Raw genomic sequence first — 16,366 nt, 5'->3', positions numbered from 1 at the left:
CCTCCTCTGCCCGCCCCGCCCCCCCCCAGCGGGGGGGGCCGCCCCCCCGCCGCGGGCCGGGCCCCCCCCGCTCCGGGTTGTGCGGAAGCGCGAGGCGCCGCGCGCGGCGCCTCGCGCTGCCGCGCGTCAGTCGCGCCGGGCGCCCTGCGCGGCGTGCACCGTGAACACGGTGGGCTCGCGGTACCCGGCCGAGGCGAAGGCGGACGTGACGGCGTCCGTGATCGCGCCACGGGCCTCCCGGTCGACCAGCGCGATCGCCGCACCGCCGAAGCCGCCACCGGTCATGCGTGCGCCGACAGCGCCGTGCGCCATCGCCGTCTCGACCGCCAGGTCGAGCTCGGGCACCGAGATCTCGAAGTCGTCGCGCATCGATGCGTGCGAGGCGACGAGCAGTTCGCCGATCGCGCGCGGACCCTGCTCGCGGAGTGTGCGCACCGTGTCGAGGACGCGCTGGTCCTCGGTGACGATGTGCCGGACCCGTCGGAAGGTCTCGTCGTCGAGGAGCTCCTGTGCGCGGGGCAGGTCCTCGACGGCGACGTCGCGGAGTGCCTCGACGCCCATGGCCGCAGCGCCGCGCTCGCACGAGTCGCGCCGGGCCTTGTAGCCGCCCGTCGCGTGGGCGTGCTCGACGCGGGTGTCGATGACCAGGACCTCGAGCCCGTTGGCCTCGAGCGCGAGGTCGACCACGGCGGTGTCGAGTGTGCGGCAGTCGAGGAAGACGACCGCGTCCTGCTCACCGAGCAACGAGGCGGACTGGTCCATGATGCCGGTCGGGGCGCCGACGGCGTGGTTCTCGGAGTACTGCCCGACGCGGGCGAGTGCCTTGCGGTCGAGGCCGAGCTGCCACAGGTCGGTGAAGGCGAGCGCGACGCCGCACTCGATCGCGGCGCTCGACGACAGGCCGGCGCCGACCGGGACGTCCGACTCGATGAAGACGTCGAAGCCGGTCTTGTCGGACAGGTCGGCTCCGGCCTGCTCGCGGAGCGCCCAGGCGATGCCGAACACGTAGGCAGACCAGCCCTCCATGTTCTCCGGTGACAGCGCGTCGAGCGAGAGCTCGTGCACCGCGTCCGGCTCGAAGGCCGACGCGACCCGGATCAGCCGGTCGTCGCGCTGCGCGATCGACGCCACCGTCCGGCGGTCGATCGCGAACGGCAGCACGTAGCCGTCGTTGTAGTCGGTGTGCTCACCGATCAGGTTGACGCGGCCGGGCGCGGAGTACCGCACCGCCGGCTCGTACCCGTAGACCTGCTGGAACGTCATGCGCGTTCGATCCCTCCTCGGATGAACTCGGCCGCCTTCTCGGGCACGAGGTCCCCGATCCAGGCGCCCATGGCGGCCTCGCTGCCGGCCAGGAACTTGAGCTTGTCCGCCGCGCGACGCGGGGACGTGATCTGCAGCATGAGCCGCACGGTGTCCCGCGCGGTGTGCACCGGCGCCTGGTGCCACGCGGCGATGTACGGCGTCGGGGTGTCGTAGAGCGCGTCGAGCCCGCGGGTGAGCCGCAGGTGCATGTGCGCCAGCTCGTCCTTCTCGGCGTCGGTCAGGCCGGCGAAGTCGGGGACGTGCCGGTGCGGCAGCATGTGGATCTCGATCGGCCAGCGTGCTGCGAACGGCACGAAGGCGGTGAAGTGCTCGCCCTGCAGCACCACGCGCTCGGAGGCGCGCTCGTTCGCGAGGTGCTGCTCGAACAGGTCGGGACCGAAGCGCTCGATCGACGCGAGGAGCCGCTGCGTGCGGGGCGTGACGTACGGGTACGAGTAGATCTGCCCGTGCGGGTGGTGCAGCGTGACGCCGATCGCCTCGCCCCGGTTCTCGAACGGGAACACCTGCTGGATGCCGGGCATCGCCGACAGCGCCGCGGTGCGGTCCGCCCAGGCCTCGACCACGGTGCGGGCGCGTGACTCGCTGATGGAGGCGAACGAGCCGCTCGTCTCGGGGGAGAAGCACACGACCTCGCAGCGACCGACGCTCCGGAGCTGGCGGTTGAGCCCGACGTCGGACAGGGACTCGAGGGACTCCGGGCCGTCCTCGGCCTCGAGCAGGGGTCCGAACGAGGGCGAGCGGTTCTCGAACACCGCGACGTCGTAGCGGCTCGGGATCTCCGACGGGTTCGCGGCGGTCTGCGGCGCGAGCGGGTCCTGGTCGGCCGGCGGCAGGAACACGCGGTTCTGCCGGCTCGCCGCGATGGACACCCACTCGCCGGTCAGGACGTCCTGCCGCATCCGAGCCGTCTCCGGTCGGGGGTCGAGGACACGCTGGTCGATGCTGCGCTCGGCGGGCAGCTGCGTGTCGGCGTCGTCGAAGTAGATGAGCTCGCGGCCGTCGGCGAGCGTCGTCACGCGCTTGGTGATCACCGACCCACCCTACCGCGCTCGTGAAGCGTTGCGAAAGGCTCCGTAAGTGCGCGAAACTCGTGCCGTGGACGACGACCTCTCCTTCCTCGCCGGGTCGCTGCCCGCGCCGCTGCGGCAGGACCGCATCGTCTCCATCGTCGAGGGCGCGCCCGGGCTGGTCCGGACCGCCGCCCTCGCGGCGGCGCTGGCCACGAGCGAGGTGACCGTCCGCCAGGACCTCGCCCTGCTCGACCAGGAGGCCCGCATCCGGCGGGTGCGCGGCGGTGCGGTCCGCCTCGGGGTCGGTTCCACCGAGCGCCCCTTCGAGGAGACCGCCGTCGAGCACCAGGTGGCGAAGGCCGCGATCGGCCGCGCTGCGGCCGACCTGGTCCGGTCGGGGCAGTGCGTCGTGCTCGACGTCGGCACCACGCCCGCGGCGGTCGCGGAGGCCCTGGTGGCGCGGTCCGACCTGGTCGACGTCACCGTCGTCACGAACTCGCTCACCACCGCACTCGCGCTCGAGCGGGCGGTCCCGCGCTTCACCGTCGTCGTCACCGGAGGCACCCTCCGGCCGCTGCAGCACTCCCTCGTCGCGCCGTTCATGGGCGCCGTGCTGCCGATGATCGCCGCCGACCTGGTGTTCCTCGGGGGGACGGGACTCGACGTCGGGCACGGCCTGACGAACGTGAACCTGCCCGAGACCGAGGCGAAGCGGATGCTCGCCGCCGCGGCCCGGCGTACCGTCGTGGTGGCGGACGGCTCGAAGTTCGGCCGGGCCCACCTCGGTGTCGTCCGTCCGCTCGAGGACATCGACGTCGTCGTCACCGCCGGGGTCACGGCGGACGCGGTCGCTCCGATCCGGGCGGCCGGCGTCGAGGTGGTCGTGGCGGACGAGGACGGCCGTGCAGCACCAGACGGAAGGAAGTCGCAGCCATGACAGCAGCAGCACCCACCGGAGCGCAGTACCACCTCCGGCACGCAGGACCGGACGGGGTCGTCGAGGCCGTCGTCACCGAGGTCGCCGCGGGGATCCGGGAGCTCCGGGTCGCCGGGTTCGACCTGACCGAGCCGTTCCCGGTGACGTCGCTGCCGCCGGGCGCCGACGGCATCGTGCTCGTGCCGTGGCCGAACCGCGTCGCCGGTGCCGTCTGGGAGCTCGACGGGAAGCGGCAGCAGCTGGACGTCTCCGAGCCCAAGTACGGCAACGCCTCGCACGGGCTGCTGCGGTTCTCGCCGTACCGCGTGGTGTCGCAGACCGAGTCGTCGATCGAACAGCAGGCGACGATCCACCCGCAGCACGGCTGGCCCTTCACGCTCGAGACCCGCGTGCACCACGAGCTCGTCGACGACGGGGTCCGGGTGACCCACACCATCGTCAACCGCTCCGGCGTCCGCGCTCCGTTCGCGGTCGGCGCCCACCCGTACCTGCGTGCGGGCGACACCCCCGCCGAGGACCTCGTCGTCACGCTCGACGCCGCCACGGCGTTCACGGTCGACGAGCACAAGATCCCGGACGGCACGGTGTCCGTCGAGGGCACGCCCTACGACCTGCGGTCGGGACGTCGCGCCGGGGACGCCGACCTCGACACCGCGTACCGGGACGTCGCCGCCGACGAGCACGGCGTCCGGCGCACGACGCTGCACGGTCCGGAGGGCGACGGCGTCGAGCTCTGGCAGGACGAGTCGTTCCCGTACGTGCAGGTCTTCACGTCCCGCGAGTTCCCCCGCGGCGACGGCACCGGGCTCGCCGTGGCGGTGGAACCGATGACCGCGCCCGCGAACGCCCTGAACTCCGGCGAGGGCCTGCGCTGGCTCGAGCCCGACGAGTCGTGGACCGGCACCTGGGGCATCCGCCGCGTCTGGTCCTGAGCGCCGCGGTCTCGCCTGGGACCGCTCTGCCGGATCCGGACCCGGACCCGGACCCGGACCCGGCCGGACTCGGTCGTGGTTCCTGGTCGCGAGACATGCCGCTCAGGTCCTCGGCCAGCGGCACGTCGTGCGACCGGAACGATCTTGGGCGGCGCGTTGTGCGACCAGGACGGCGGGCACGAGACCTGCGAACGCGAGATGCATGCGCAGCACGTGAGCGACCACGAGACCTCCGGACACGACGAAGGCCGCCCCGTCCGGGGCGGCCTTCGTCGTACGTGCTTCCGGTGCGTCAGGCGCGGCGCATGCGCAGCGCCTCGACCGCGAGGGACTCCGTGCCGTAGCGCCCGATCTCCTGCGCCCAGGCCGGGTCGTCGCCGCGCAGGGCCGTGTACTCCTTGCCCTGCCGGCACACGTAGCCGAGGACGGCGGTGGCGGTGGCGACCTCGACGAAGTCGGTGCGGATGTGCCGCGTGGTGACGCGGGCGTTCCGGCGGAGGGTGTCGAGGAGGAGCTGGTTGCTCATCGTGGTGTTCGTCGCTGCGGCGAGCTCGACGATGCGGCGCGCGTCACCGGTGGTGCTGGCCTGCGTGGCGTCGATGGGCTCGGTCACGGTGTACCCCGTTCGTTCTCTGGTGCTGCGGTGCTGTTCGGTCCGTGGATCAGGACCGGGAACGACACTATCGGCGCTGTGCAGGCAAACCGCTGAACAGGGTCTGGACTGTGCACAAGACGCACCATGAACATCCTGTGACGGAGTTGTACCCCGGTAGGCGTCTCACGGAAGAGGAGGTGGGCCCCGTGGGGCTCGAACCCACGACCCTCGGATTAAAAGTCCGGTGCTCTACCGACTGAGCTAGAGGCCCTCACCCGCAAGGCTAGCGGGTGAGGGCCTCCAGACGAGAACCAGTGCTGTCGGTCAGCTGCGGCGCCCGGTGAGCGTCCGCAGGAGCCACATGACCACCGCGATGACGAGCAGCACGATGCCGACCCACAGCAGGAACTTGAGGCTCGCGGTGAAGCCACCGACGAACAGCAGGACGACCGCGATCACGGCCAGGATGACGAGCAGGGCGTTCATGGAGTCTCCTCTTCTCAACGTCCGGGAGGAGTGCCTCCCTGCCGGAGCACGGTACCCGTGCGCGCCCCGTTGCGTTCGTGGCGAACGGGGGACGTGGGCGTCGGCGGCCGCGCCTACACTCGCCGGGTGCCTCGCGATCACCACCGTCCCGTCCACTTCACCGACCAGGAGTTCGCCGCGATCCAGGGCGGCGAGGACCCGGCACTGGTGAACCGTGTCGCGCACGAGACGGCGAACGCGCTGCTCCACCGCGTGCGGCAGGACCCGGACCCGGCGGTGGTCGAGCGTCTCGTGACGTACACGGACGTGCACGGCATCGATGCGATCGCCGAGCTGTGGGCCCGCGTGGGCGCGCACACGCTCCCGGGGGCACTGTGGCGCATCTACCTGGTGCGGGTCGTCATCCGGCAGAACCCGGAGGAGATCGCGTACTTCTTCGAGCGGGGCACGGAGCGGATCGGCACGATCGACGAGGCCGTCGCGGGTGCCGAGCAGCCGACGGGTCCTGCGGAGATCCTGACCCTGGCGGACCACATCCTGCACGGCCTCTACACGGGGGACCTCGCGGTGGCGCTCGACCGCGGCGCGGCGTTCTGCCGGCTGACCGCGGCGGGCGCGACCTCGGTGGCGGACGACGCCGACCTGACCGCGGGGGACCGCGCGAGCGAGCTGACGCGTCGGGCGCTGCGCTTGACGGAGCTCGCGGCCGACCTGACCGAGGCGGCGGCGCTCTGGCGTCGCGACAGCCTGGACTGAGCGAGGGGCGGGGCGGATCGACGCCGCGCCTCCAGACCGGCTACCGCCCACGCCCGATCGCGCCTCCGCTCGGACGTCACACGCCTGAGCACACGGGGCGACGTCCGGGCGAGGGCGGGGCGCAGCGACAGACCGCGACGGCGGACGGCGACGAGCAGGGCCTGCGACGGTGGACGGCCTGACCCGACCGCCCCCGGACATGCGAAGACCGGGCCGCAGAAGCGCCTCTCGGCGCGAGGCCGCTCGAAGCGGCGAATTTTGGAGCCCGGGGCTTGCTGCGGCCCGGCGATATCGATTCTACGAGACACGTCCTGTGCACGTGGCCGTGTTCACTCTCGGTGGACACGTTGCGCGGTCGGGCGCGTCACGGACACACGCAGCCGCAGCGCACGCAGCCGCAGCGCACGCAGCCGCGCAGACGTCCCAAGCGCACAACCGCGCATCCGCACCCTGCACACCGGGCGGGCGGACGCGCAGCAGGCGACCAGCAGACACGAGCCGGACACAGTTCCTGCACCCGGGACGGGCACGTCGCCCAATCCGCTCGGGCGACGGTGCCGAACAGTTGGTGTGACGCTCCTCGCGGACGTCACAGCGAGGGCCCGCTCGACCCGGTCCGGTACCCGCCGGTCAATTCCCTGCGGGTCGTGCGGCCCTCGCCCAGACTCCACCGCCGCGAGGATCCGAACCACCCGAACCCGACCTGCGAAGTGATTGCACATGTCGGAACCGATGCCACCGAGAGGGGGGAAACCTGCAATGCTTGCGCTCGTGGAACACGACACCGAGGCCTGGAGCTCCGCCGAGCCCACCCCCGTGTCGCCTGACGATCTGCTCGCCCGCGTCGCCTCCGGCGACCAGGCAGCCTTCTCCGACCTCTACGACGCCCTGTCGGGTCGTGTGCTCGGTCTGGTGACGCGACTCCTGAAGGACCGCGCCCAGTCCGAGGAGGTCACGCAGGAGGTCTTCCTCGAGGTGTGGCAGCAGGCCACCCGCTTCGACCGTTCGCGCGGCACCGCCGCCAGCTGGGTCCTCACGATGGCCCACCGACGAGCGGTCGACCGGGTCCGGGCATCGCAGGCGTCGCACGACCGGGACACCAAGATCGGCATCCGCGACCTGGAGTCCGGTTTCGACCAGGTCTCCGAGTCGGTCGAGATCCGGATCGAGCACGAACGCGTCAGCCGCGCGCTCGCCAAGCTCACCGAGTTCCAACGCCAGGCGGTGCAGCTCGCGTACTACGGCGGCTACTCGCACAGCGAGATGGCCGAACGGCTCGGTGTCCCGATCGGCACCGTCAAGACCCGTCTCCGTGACGGGATGATCCGACTCCGAGACGAGATGGGGGTGACGTCATGACCGAACGCCACGACGACCCTGCCCTGCTCACCGGGTCGCACGCCCTGGACGCCCTCTCGGACGACGAGCGCGCGCTCCTCGAGCACGCTCTGACGACGTCGCCGGAACTGCAGGCCGAGACGGACTCGCTCCGCGAGACCGCGCTGCAGCTCGCGTACGCCGTCGAACCGATCGACCCTCCGGCGTCGCTCAAGGCGTCGCTGATGGCACAGATCGCACGGACCCCGCAGACCGCGCCGACGGACCGCACGGCGCCGGTCGCCGGCCTGGAGGCTCCGCTCGCCTCCGCCGCGTCCCCCGCGCCCGTCGTCGGAGCAGCTCCCGCCCCGGCGCCGGTCGCCGAGACCGGGAACGTCATCGGTCTCGGAGCGGCTGACGCCGCCGGGTACGCCGACGGTGCGGCATCCGCGAAGGCCCGCCGCCGCTGGTTCCAGCGTCCGGCAGCCGCCCTGTCCGCCGCAGCCGCCGTCGCCGTGGTGTTCCTCGGTGTCGGGCTCGGCGTCGGCACGAACTTTGGCCAGACCGAGGGGACCAGCCCGGGGACCACGCAGGCCTCCGGCACGCTCGACTCGATCTACGCCGCGTCCGACTTCCAGCGCACGACCGCGAAGGTCCCCGGTGGGGGCTCCGCGACCGTGGTCTGGTCGCACGACGTGGGCAAGTCCGCGGTGATCCTCGACGGCGTCGAGCAGGCGCCGCAGGGCAAGACGTACGAGCTCTGGTACATCGGCTCCGAGGGTGGCGAGATCGTCCCCGCCGGTCTGGTCGACAGCGCCCGCAACGGCGTGCACACGGCGGTCCTCGACGGCAAGCTCACGCCGGGTGCGGCGATCGGCATGACGGTCGAGCCGGAGGGCGGCTCCGACCAGCCGACCTCGACGCCGCTCATGGCCGTCCCCACGACCCAGGCGTAGCACCGGCCCACCCGGACGGCGGGCAGCGGATCATCCGCTGTCCGCCGTTCGTCCGTGCGGGGCAGCGGAGTGCACGACGAAGGCCCGGTGCGGTCCATGGCGGACGTGCACCGGGCCTCCAGGCCGACCGTCAGGAGACGGACCGGGCGCCGATCACCCGAAGCGACCCGAGACGTAGTCCTCGGTCGCCTGCACCGACGGGTTCGAGAAGATCGTCGCGGTGTCGTCGAACTCGATGAGCTTGCCGGGCGCACCGGTCCCCGCGATGTTGAAGAACGCGGTCTTGTCGCTGACGCGCGACGCCTGCTGCATGTTGTGCGTGACGATCACGATCGTGAAGTCCTTCTTGAGCTCCTCGATCAGGTCCTCGATCGCGAGGGTCGAGATCGGGTCGAGCGCCGAGCAGGGCTCGTCCATGAGCAGGACGTCCGGCTGCACGGCGATCGCCCGGGCGATGCAGAGCCGCTGCTGCTGCCCACCGGACAGGCCCATGCCGGGCTTCTCGAGGCGGTCCTTGACCTCGTTCCACAGGTTCGCGCCCTGCAGCGAGCGCTCGACGACGTCGTCGGCCTCGGACTTCGAGACGCGCTTGTTGTTGAGCTTCACGCCGGCGAGCACGTTGTCGCGGATCGACATCGTGGGGAACGGGTTCGGACGCTGGAACACCATGCCGACCTGCCGGCGGACGAGCACGGGGTCGACGCCCTGGCCGTAGAGGTCGTCGCCGTCGATCTTGACGGAGCCCTCGACGTACGCGCCGGGGATGACCTCGTGCATGCGGTTCAGCGTGCGGAGGAAGGTGGACTTGCCGCAGCCCGACGGGCCGATGAAGGCGGTGACGGTGCGGGGCTCGATCGTCATGTCGACGCCCTCGACGGCCTTGAACTTCGAGTAGTAGACGTTGAGGCCGTCGACCTCGATGCGCTTGGACACGTGGTTTCCTCCGGGGTGGGTGGTCGTTGCCGCTCCGCTGACGCGGTGCGCGGGCGGGCCGTGCTGGCCGATGCTGTCGGCCGGAGCGCGGGCGCTCGGTGCTAGCGGGGGAGCTTGGGGGCGAAGAGTCGGGTGATGAAGCGGGCGAGCAGGTTGAGCACCATCACGATGAGGATGAGCACGAGTGCCGCGGTCCAGGCCCGGTCGACGAACGGCACCGGGTTGGCGCCCTGCTGCGAGTACTGCGTGTACGCGAACACCGGCAGCGTCATCATCGGGTCCTTGAACAGGTCGTAGTTCATGCTCGCGGTGAAGCCGGCCGTCACGAGCAGCGGCGCGGTCTCGCCGATGACGCGCGCGATCGACAGCATGACGCCCGTGGTGATGCCGGCGAGGCTCGTCGGCAGCACCACCTTGAGGATCGTCAGGTACTTCGGCACGCCGAGTGCGTAGGACGCTTCGCGGAGCTCCATCGGGACGATCTTCAGGACCTCCTCGGTGGAGCGGACGACCACGGGGATCATCAGCACGCTCAGGGCGATCGAGCCGACGAGACCGAAGCGGGCACCGGGGCCGAGGAACAGCGCGAACAGCGAGTAGGCGAAGAGACCGGCGACGATCGACGGGATGCCCGTCATGACGTCGACGAAGAAGGTGATGCCCTTCGCGAGGGCGCCCTTGCCGTACTCGACCAGGTAGATCGAGGTGAGCAGGCCGATCGGCACGGAGATGAGCGCGGCGAACAGCGTGATCTCGAGCGTCCCGACGAGGGCGTGCAGTGCGCCGCCGCCCTCGGAGATGACGCCGCGCATCGACGAGTTGAAGTACTGGGCGTCGAAGCGGGCGAGGCCGTCGGCCAGGACCGTCCAGAGCAGCGACACCAGCGGCAGCACCGCGATGACGAAGGCCGTGACCACCAGCGAGGTGATCAGCCGGTCGACCGCCTTGCGCCCGCCCTCGACGATGCGCGAGACGACGACGATGAGCACGTCGAACAGGACGGTGCCGAGGAACAGGGCGGCGACGACGTTGAAGTCCTTCACCGCACCGCCTGCGTTCAGCAGGGCGAAGACCGCGACCAGGGCGACCCAGGAGCCGACGAGGAGGAGCCACGGCACGGACTTGTGCAGCTTGCCGTTGGCGTAGACGTTGCCGGCGGTGCCGGTCTGACGGAGGGCGAGGGACATCGGGCGTGACCTCTCAGGAGACCCGCTTGCGCACGATGTAGCGCGCCAGCATGTTGATGACCAGGGTGATGACGAAGAGGATCAGGCCCGACGCGACCAGTGCGTTCAGGGCCGTGCCCGACGCCTCGGCGAACTGCAGGGCGATGTTCGCCGCGATCGTCGAGGGGTTGAGCGACGTCAGCATCTGGAAGGTGACGTTCGTCGAGACCGACAGCACGAGGGCGATCGCCATCGTCTCGCCGAGCGCACGACCGAGGCCGAGCATGATCGCCGAGACGATGCCGGACTTCGCGAACGGCAGGACGGACAGGCGGATCATCTCCCAGCGCGTGGCGCCGAGGGCGAGCGCGGCCTCCTCGTTGAGGGTCGGCGCCTGCAGGAAGATCTCGCGCATCACCGCGGTCATGATCGGGATGGCCATCACCGCGAGGACGATCGATGCGGTCAGGATCGTGCGGCCGGTACCGGAGACCTGGCCGGAGAACAGCGGGAACCAGCCGAGGTACTCGTTGAGGAAGCCGTAGAACGGCTTGAGGAGCGGCGCGAGGACCACGATGCCCCAGAGGCCGTAGACGACCGACGGCACCGCGGCCAGCAGGTCGATGACGTACCCGAGCACCGGCGCGATGCGGCGCGGTGCGTAGTGCGAGATGAAGAGCGCGATGCCGAGGGAGAGCGGGACGGCGATCACGAGCGCGATGAGTGCCGAGTAGACGGTGCCGAAGACGAGCGGACCGACGTAGACCCAGAAGTTCGAGGCGTTGTTCGGCAGCTCACCGACCTTCGCCGAGAAGGCCGGGAGGCTCTGCCACACCAGGAAGGCGGCGACGAGCACGAGCACGAAGAGGATCAGGCTGCCGGCGACCACCGAGGCGGTCGAGAACACCCGGTCGCCGACGCGGACGACGGCCTTCGGCTTGGCGGGGGAGACGGTGGCCCCTGGCGGGGCCGGTGCGGTCGTCATGGGACTCCTGTCGGAGGGGAGGCCGGGCTCGTGGAGGAGCGGCCGGGGGAGGCGACGGGGTGGTGCTGGTGAGGCCGGGCGTACCCGGTGGTGCTGGTGCTGCGTCCGGGCCGGACGGGCGAGAACCCGGACGCCGGTCAGGGTGGGTGGGACCGGCGTCCGGGTGCTCAGCGGGCCTTACTTGATGGAGGCGACGGCCTTCGCGGCCTTCTCCGACAGGTCGGAGGAGAGGGCGGCCGACTTGGCCTCCTTCGCGGCGGCCTCCTGCGCGTCCTGCGTGACGACGTAGTCGAGGTAGCCCTTCACGAGCGCACCCTTGTCGGCGTCCTTGTACTCCTGGCAGGCGATCGCGTAGGAGACGAGGACCAGCGGCCACGCACCCTCGGCGGTGTCCTTGCGGTTGATGTCGATCGCGAGGTCGTTCTCCTCACGGCCCGAGACCGTCTCGGAGTCCGCGACGACCTTGGCAGCACCCTCGGCCGAGATCTCGGTGGCCTTGTCGCCGACCATGAGCTTCGCCTTGTCGAGGTCACCGGCGCCCGAGTCGTCGATGTAGGTGATGGCGTTCGAGGCGCTGGCCATCGCCGAGGCGACGCCCGAGGTCCCCTTGGCCGAGTCGCCGACCTGGTAGGGGAAGGTCTGGCTGGGCTCTTCGGTCCAGACGTCCGACGCGTTCGCCGAGACGTACTCGGAGAAGTTCTGCGTGGTGCCCGAGTCGTCCGAGCGGTGGATCACGGTGATGTTCGAGTCCGGCAGGTCGACGCCCTTGTTCAGGTCGGCGATCTCCGAGGCGTTCCACTTGGTGATCTTGCCCGAGAAGATGCCGGCGATGGTCTTCGCGTCGAGCGTGAGGTCGGAGACGCCGTCCACCTTGTAGGCGATGGCGATCGGGGAGATGTAGACCGGGATGTCGATGGCCTTGTCCGTGCACAGGTCGAACGAGCCCGAGAGCTCCTCGTCCTTCAGTGCAGCGTCGGAGCCGGCGAAGTCCGCGGCACCCGAGATGAAGTTCTTGCGACCGGCGCCGGAGCCGTCCGGCGAGTAGTTGACCGTCACGCCGGAGGCGACGTTCTGGAAGTTCGCAGCCCAGGTGGCCTCAGCGGTCTGCTGCGCCGACGAGCCGGAGCCGGTCAGCGTGCCCGAGAGCTTCGAGTAGTCGGTGCCCGAGCTCGAGGTCGGCGCTGCGGTGTCGCCGCTGCCGCTCTCGTTCGCCGCGCAGGAGGACAGCACGACGGCGCCGGCGATCGCGATCGCTGCGATCGAACCGATTCGCTTGATGTTCAACAGGGGTCCCTTCGGGAATGTCAGTGCAGGCGGGACCGCTGCTGGTCCCTCGGGCCGGTGCTGACCCGGGAGCGACTGTAGGGACGCGAGGTGACGGGGATGACGCTCCTCGGTGAACGGGAGGTGAACGAGGGGTTGTCCCGGCTCGGGTGCCGGACGACCGAGCCGTGGTGGGTGCAGGATCGGGTCACCGTGCGTGGGTGAGACCCATGCAGGTGCATCGGTTCACGCGGCGGCGGCGCGGGTCGGATCGCCGCGCCGAGCGCTGGTCCGAAGGGTCTTCGTCGTGGCGTGTCCGGAGGCGCGGCTCACGACCGTCGCGGAGCCCGGCCTGGAGGCGCGGCTCACCACCGCCTCGGTTCTCGGCCTGGTGTTCACCGAGCGGACGGTCGTCTCCGCCCCGGTCGACTCAGGCCGGGACGGTGTTGCGGTGCGTCTCGACGGCGACGAGCTTCTCGCCCGCGATGTGGAGCACGGCGAAGTCCCCCACCGAGAGCATCGCGGCGCGGCGCAGGTCGAAGCGACGACGGTCGTCCGCGGTCGCGGAGGCGATGCGGGCGATGATGTCCGGCAGCACCGGACCGTGGGAGCAGAGCACCGCGGACTTGGCCTTCGCGATCCGCTTCTGCACGACGCCCTTGACGTCTGCGGCTCCGCGGTCGTGGGCGTCCTGGCTGATGTCCGTCGTGCTGGAGACACCGACCTTCGTGCGCGCGGAGAGCGGCTCGACGGTCGCGAGGCACCGCGCCGCCGTACTGCTGACGATCTTCTTCGGACCGAACGCCGCGACGGGTGCTGCGACGGCCTTGGCCTGGGACCGTCCGACCGGCAGCAGCGGGCGGGTGGCGTCGGGGCCGTCCCAGTCCGAACCGGGCACGGTCTTCGCGTGCCGGAGGGCGATCAGCGCGAAGGTCCGGTGCTCACCGGCGGCGACGCGGTCGGCGAACCGGTCGAGGATCGCAACGTCGCGCTCGTACGTGAGCCGTGCCCGTGCCTGGTCGACGGTCACCCACTCGATCGCGGCGACCTCGTCGTTCGGACGGAACTTGCCCGCGCGGTCGTACTCCTTCGAGCCGACGCGGGCGGCCCAGTAGTGCACGACCTTGTCGCGACCGCTCGGGAGCACGTACTCCGCCGTGCCGAGCGGCGCCCCGAGGTGCACGCGGTAGCCGGTCTCCTCGTCGATCTCCCGGACGGCGGTCGTCGGGATGCTCTCGCCGGGGTCGACCTTGCCCTTGGGCAGGGAGACGTCCTGGTGGTGGTCCCGGTGGACGAGGAGCACCAGCGGTACTCCGTCCCGTTCACGCCAGACGACCGCGCCCGCCGCGACGACGGGCCCCGTGGGGCCGCCGCTCACCGAGCCGAACGCTTCCGGGCCGAGATCTTCCGCATGAGCACATTCTGCACGTCGTCGAGCGGGCGGCCGTCCGGGTCGGTGGAGCGGCGCGTCCACTCGCCGTCGGACTCGAGGTGCCACGAGCTCGTCGTCTCCGCCATCGCCAGGTCGAACATCTCCTCGACCTCGGCCACGTGTGCCGGGTCGGTGAGCCGGACCAGAGCCTCGACGCGACGGTCGAGGTTGCGGTGCATCATGTCCGCCGAGCCGATGAACACCAGCGGGTCGCCGTCGTTGTGGAACGTGAAGGCCCGCGAGTGCTCGAGGTACCGGCCGACGACGCTCCGGACGCGGATCGTCTCGCTGACGCCTTCGATGCCCGGCTTCAGCGAGCAGATGCCGCGCACCCACACGTCGACGGGCACACCGGCCTGGCTCGCCAGGTAGAGGGCGTCGATGATCTGCTCGTCGACCATCGAGTTGACCTTGATCCGGATGCCGGACGGCTTGCCGGCGCGGGCGTTCGCGGCTTCGGTCTGGATGCGCTTCACCAGCCCCTTGCGCAGGTGCAGCGGCGCGACGAGCAGGCGCTTGAACTTCTTCTCGATCGCGTAGCCCGACAGCTCGTTGAACAGGCGGGTGAGGTCCTTGCCCACTGTGTCGTCCGCAGTGAACAGCCCCATGTCCTCGTAGATGCGGGACGTCTTCGGGTTGTAGTTGCCGGTACCGATGTGGCTGTAGTGCTTGAGCGTGCCGCCCTCCTGCCGGATGACGAGCACGAGCTTCGAGTGCGTCTTCAGTCCGACCAGGCCGTAGACGACGTGCACACCGGCCTTCTCGAGCTTGCGCGCCCAGGTGATGTTGTTCTGCTCGTCGAACCGCGCCTTGATCTCGACCAGGGCCAGGACCTGCTTGCCCGCGGCGGCGGCGTCGATCAGGGCCTCGACGATCGGGCTGTCGCCGGAGGTGCGGTAGAGCGTCTGCTTGATCGCCAGGACGTTCGGGTCGGCGGCCGCCTGCTCGAGGAACGCCTGCACGCTCGTCGCGAAGGACTCGTACGGGTGGTGCACGAGGACGTCGCGCGAGGCGATGGCGCGGAACAGGTCGGGCTTCGTGTTCGGCTCACCCGGCTGGAACTGGACCGGCGTCGTCGGGACGTGGCGCGGGTAGTGGAGGTCCGGGCGGGCGATCTTCGCGATCTCGAACAGCCCACCGAGGTCGAGCGGCGACGGCAGCCGGAAGACCTCCTGCTCGGTGATGTCGAGCTCGCGCACGAGCAGGTCGAGGGTCACCGGGTCCATGTCCTCGGTGATCTCGAGCCGGATCGGCGGGCCGAAGCGGCGACGGAGCAGCTCGCGCTCGAGCGCCTGGATGAGGTTCTCGGCCTCGTCCTCCTCGATCTCGACGTCCTCGTTGCGGGTGACGCGGAAGACGTGGTGCTCGAGGACCTCCATCCCCGGGAACAGGTCGTCGAGGTGGTTCGCGATGAGGTCCTCGAGCGGGATGAAGCGCATGCGCCCGGATCCGTCGTCGGGCAGCGCGATGAAGCGGGAGAAGTTCTGCGGCACCTTCAGGCGCGCGAACTCCTGCCGCTGGGACTTGGGGTTTCGGACCCGGACGGCGAGGTTCAGCGACAGCCCGGAGATGTAGGGGAAGGGGTGCGCCGGGTCGACCGCGAGCGGCATGAGCACCGGGAAGATCCGCTCGTTGAAGTACTCACGCATGCGCAGTCGGTCGGCCTCGTCGAGGTCGGACCAGTGCTCGACGTGGATGCCCGCGGCGTCGAGGTCGGGCTTCAACGACTCGATGAAGGCGGCGGCGTGCCGGTCCTGCAGCTCGTGTGCCTTCGCCGCGATGTCGCGCAGCACGTCGCTCGGTGCTCGCCCGACGTTGGTCGGGACCGCGATCCCGGTGTCGATGCGACGTTTGAGGCCCGCGACGCGCACCATGAAGAACTCGTCGAGGTTGGACGCGAAGATCGCCAGGAAGTTGGCGCGCTCGAGGAGTGGCTGCGTGCGGTCCTCACCCAGCTCGAGCACGCGCTGGTTGAAGCGGAGCCAGCTCAGCTCGCGGTCGAAGTAGCGGTCCGAGGGCAGCGACTCGTGCTCGATCTCGACGACCTCGTCGAAGTCGTCGAGGTCGGGAGCGACGGATTCGCCGTCGAGCTGCGGTTCGGTGTCCATGCCGACATCCTGCCACCCGCCCCCGCTGCCCGGAGGAGCACAGGTGGCCGCTGTGGAAACCGAGCGTGAACGACCCGCCTGTGCAGGGGCGTCTGCCTGTCGCGCCGGTCGTACCCCTCGAAGTGGGGGGAGGAAACGTCACGATATACGGACGGTGACATTGC

At 70.6% G+C, this 16,366-nt stretch carries 15 protein-coding genes and 1 tRNA gene; 5 read left to right on the top strand and 11 right to left on the bottom strand.

Features of this window, described 5'->3' with window-relative positions; genetic code table 11:
• Positions 1-126 precede the first annotated feature (126 nt).
• A complete protein-coding gene (galK, locus tag J2X59_RS13575; RefSeq protein WP_326497029.1) occupies positions 127-1,263 on the bottom strand; it encodes a galactokinase in 1,137 nt (378 codons plus the stop codon).
• Positions 1,260-2,357: a galactose-1-phosphate uridylyltransferase gene (galT, locus tag J2X59_RS13570; RefSeq protein WP_251155251.1), complete on the bottom strand. Its 1,098-nt coding sequence runs from the start codon at positions 2,355-2,357 to the stop codon at positions 1,260-1,262. The genes galK and galT overlap by 4 nt, the downstream gene beginning before the upstream one ends.
• 64 nt (positions 2,358-2,421) lie before the next feature.
• Between galT and J2X59_RS13565 the strand changes: the two genes are divergently transcribed.
• Entirely contained in the window at positions 2,422-3,273 is an 852-nt protein-coding gene (locus J2X59_RS13565) for a DeoR/GlpR family DNA-binding transcription regulator (protein WP_326497028.1), read from the top strand.
• Positions 3,270-4,205 (top strand): aldose 1-epimerase family protein, encoded by a 936-nt coding sequence (locus tag J2X59_RS13560; RefSeq protein ID WP_326497027.1) that lies wholly within the window; start codon positions 3,270-3,272, stop codon positions 4,203-4,205. The genes J2X59_RS13565 and J2X59_RS13560 overlap by 4 nt, the downstream gene beginning before the upstream one ends.
• A 292-nt stretch (positions 4,206-4,497) precedes the next feature.
• Here the strand turns inward: J2X59_RS13560 and J2X59_RS13555 are convergent, their stop codons facing one another.
• The 3 genes from J2X59_RS13555 to J2X59_RS13545 all read right to left on the bottom strand — a co-directional run bounded on the left by J2X59_RS13555 (position 4,498) and on the right by J2X59_RS13545 (position 5,286).
• Positions 4,498-4,818: a hypothetical protein gene (locus tag J2X59_RS13555; protein WP_066656746.1), complete on the bottom strand. Its 321-nt coding sequence runs from the start codon at positions 4,816-4,818 to the stop codon at positions 4,498-4,500.
• A gap of 180 nt (positions 4,819-4,998) precedes the next feature.
• A tRNA-Lys gene (locus J2X59_RS13550) sits at positions 4,999-5,071 on the bottom strand.
• A 53-nt stretch (positions 5,072-5,124) separates the two neighbouring features.
• Positions 5,125-5,286, bottom strand: a complete 162-nt coding sequence (locus J2X59_RS13545; RefSeq protein WP_139197360.1) for a DUF2207 domain-containing protein — start codon at positions 5,284-5,286, stop codon at positions 5,125-5,127.
• Between the two features lie 126 nt (positions 5,287-5,412).
• On the opposite strand from J2X59_RS13545, the gene J2X59_RS13540 reads away from it, so the two are divergent.
• The 3 genes from J2X59_RS13540 (at position 5,413) to J2X59_RS13530 (ending at position 8,315) form a co-directional block, all read left to right on the top strand.
• Positions 5,413-6,042 carry a DNA-directed RNA polymerase subunit beta gene (locus J2X59_RS13540; RefSeq protein ID WP_066658739.1) on the top strand — a complete coding sequence of 210 codons (630 nt, stop codon included), beginning with the start codon at positions 5,413-5,415 and terminating at the stop codon, positions 6,040-6,042.
• A 759-nt stretch (positions 6,043-6,801) separates the two neighbouring features.
• Positions 6,802-7,401, top strand: coding sequence for an ECF RNA polymerase sigma factor SigK (sigK, locus tag J2X59_RS13535; RefSeq protein ID WP_251155253.1), 600 nt, complete (start codon positions 6,802-6,804; stop codon positions 7,399-7,401).
• Positions 7,398-8,315 (top strand): anti-sigma factor, encoded by a 918-nt coding sequence (locus J2X59_RS13530; protein WP_326497026.1) that lies wholly within the window; start codon positions 7,398-7,400, stop codon positions 8,313-8,315. Before sigK ends, J2X59_RS13530 begins: the two co-directional genes overlap by 4 nt.
• Positions 8,316-8,468: 153 nt before the next feature.
• On the opposite strand, the gene pstB is transcribed toward J2X59_RS13530, so the two are convergent.
• The 6 genes from pstB to J2X59_RS13500 form a co-directional block, all read right to left on the bottom strand.
• On the bottom strand, positions 8,469-9,248 hold the full coding sequence (pstB, locus tag J2X59_RS13525) for a phosphate ABC transporter ATP-binding protein PstB (RefSeq protein WP_066656740.1): 780 nt from the start codon (positions 9,246-9,248) through the stop codon (positions 8,469-8,471).
• A gap of 101 nt (positions 9,249-9,349) precedes the next feature.
• Positions 9,350-10,435, bottom strand: a complete 1,086-nt coding sequence (gene pstA / locus J2X59_RS13520) for a phosphate ABC transporter permease PstA (protein WP_066656738.1) — start codon at positions 10,433-10,435, stop codon at positions 9,350-9,352.
• A 13-nt stretch (positions 10,436-10,448) separates the two neighbouring features.
• The gene (gene pstC, locus J2X59_RS13515; protein ID WP_326497025.1) at positions 10,449-11,399 is read right to left on the bottom strand and encodes a phosphate ABC transporter permease subunit PstC; all 951 of its coding nucleotides are present in this window, start codon (positions 11,397-11,399) and stop codon (positions 10,449-10,451) included.
• 177 nt (positions 11,400-11,576) lie between these two features.
• Positions 11,577-12,683, bottom strand: coding sequence for a phosphate ABC transporter substrate-binding protein PstS (locus tag J2X59_RS13510; protein WP_066656735.1), 1,107 nt, complete (start codon positions 12,681-12,683; stop codon positions 11,577-11,579).
• 409 nt (positions 12,684-13,092) lie between these two features.
• On the bottom strand, positions 13,093-14,040 hold the full coding sequence (locus tag J2X59_RS13505; RefSeq protein ID WP_066656734.1) for an NUDIX hydrolase: 948 nt from the start codon (positions 14,038-14,040) through the stop codon (positions 13,093-13,095).
• Positions 14,037-16,202: an RNA degradosome polyphosphate kinase gene (locus J2X59_RS13500; protein WP_066656733.1), complete on the bottom strand. Its 2,166-nt coding sequence runs from the start codon at positions 16,200-16,202 to the stop codon at positions 14,037-14,039. The genes J2X59_RS13505 and J2X59_RS13500 overlap by 4 nt, the downstream gene beginning before the upstream one ends.
• Between the last annotated feature and the right edge of the window lie 164 nt (positions 16,203-16,366).

This window comes from Curtobacterium sp. 260, from assembly GCF_030803485.1.
GTDB lineage: Bacteria > Actinomycetota > Actinomycetes > Actinomycetales > Microbacteriaceae > Curtobacterium.
Note: the sequence above shows the minus strand (reverse complement) of the source record. Positions and strands in the feature narration are given on the sequence as shown.

What these genes read in the sequence shown, in the direction of transcription:
- J2X59_RS13500 (WP_066656733.1), bottom strand. Translation starts at nt 16,202, where the DNA reads ATGGACACCGAACCGCAGCTCGACGGCGAATCCGTCGCTCCCGACCTC.
- sigK (WP_251155253.1), top strand. Translation starts at nt 6,802, where the DNA reads ATGCTTGCGCTCGTGGAACACGACACCGAGGCCTGGAGCTCCGCCGAG.
- pstA (WP_066656738.1), bottom strand. Translation starts at nt 10,435, where the DNA reads ATGTCCCTCGCCCTCCGTCAGACCGGCACCGCCGGCAACGTCTACGCC.
- pstC (WP_326497025.1), bottom strand. Translation starts at nt 11,399, where the DNA reads ATGACGACCGCACCGGCCCCGCCAGGGGCCACCGTCTCCCCCGCCAAG.
- J2X59_RS13545 (WP_139197360.1), bottom strand. Translation starts at nt 5,286, where the DNA reads ATGAACGCCCTGCTCGTCATCCTGGCCGTGATCGCGGTCGTCCTGCTG.
- galK (WP_326497029.1), bottom strand. Translation starts at nt 1,263, where the DNA reads ATGACGTTCCAGCAGGTCTACGGGTACGAGCCGGCGGTGCGGTACTCC.
- J2X59_RS13530 (WP_326497026.1), top strand. Translation starts at nt 7,398, where the DNA reads ATGACCGAACGCCACGACGACCCTGCCCTGCTCACCGGGTCGCACGCC.
- J2X59_RS13560 (WP_326497027.1), top strand. Translation starts at nt 3,270, where the DNA reads ATGACAGCAGCAGCACCCACCGGAGCGCAGTACCACCTCCGGCACGCA.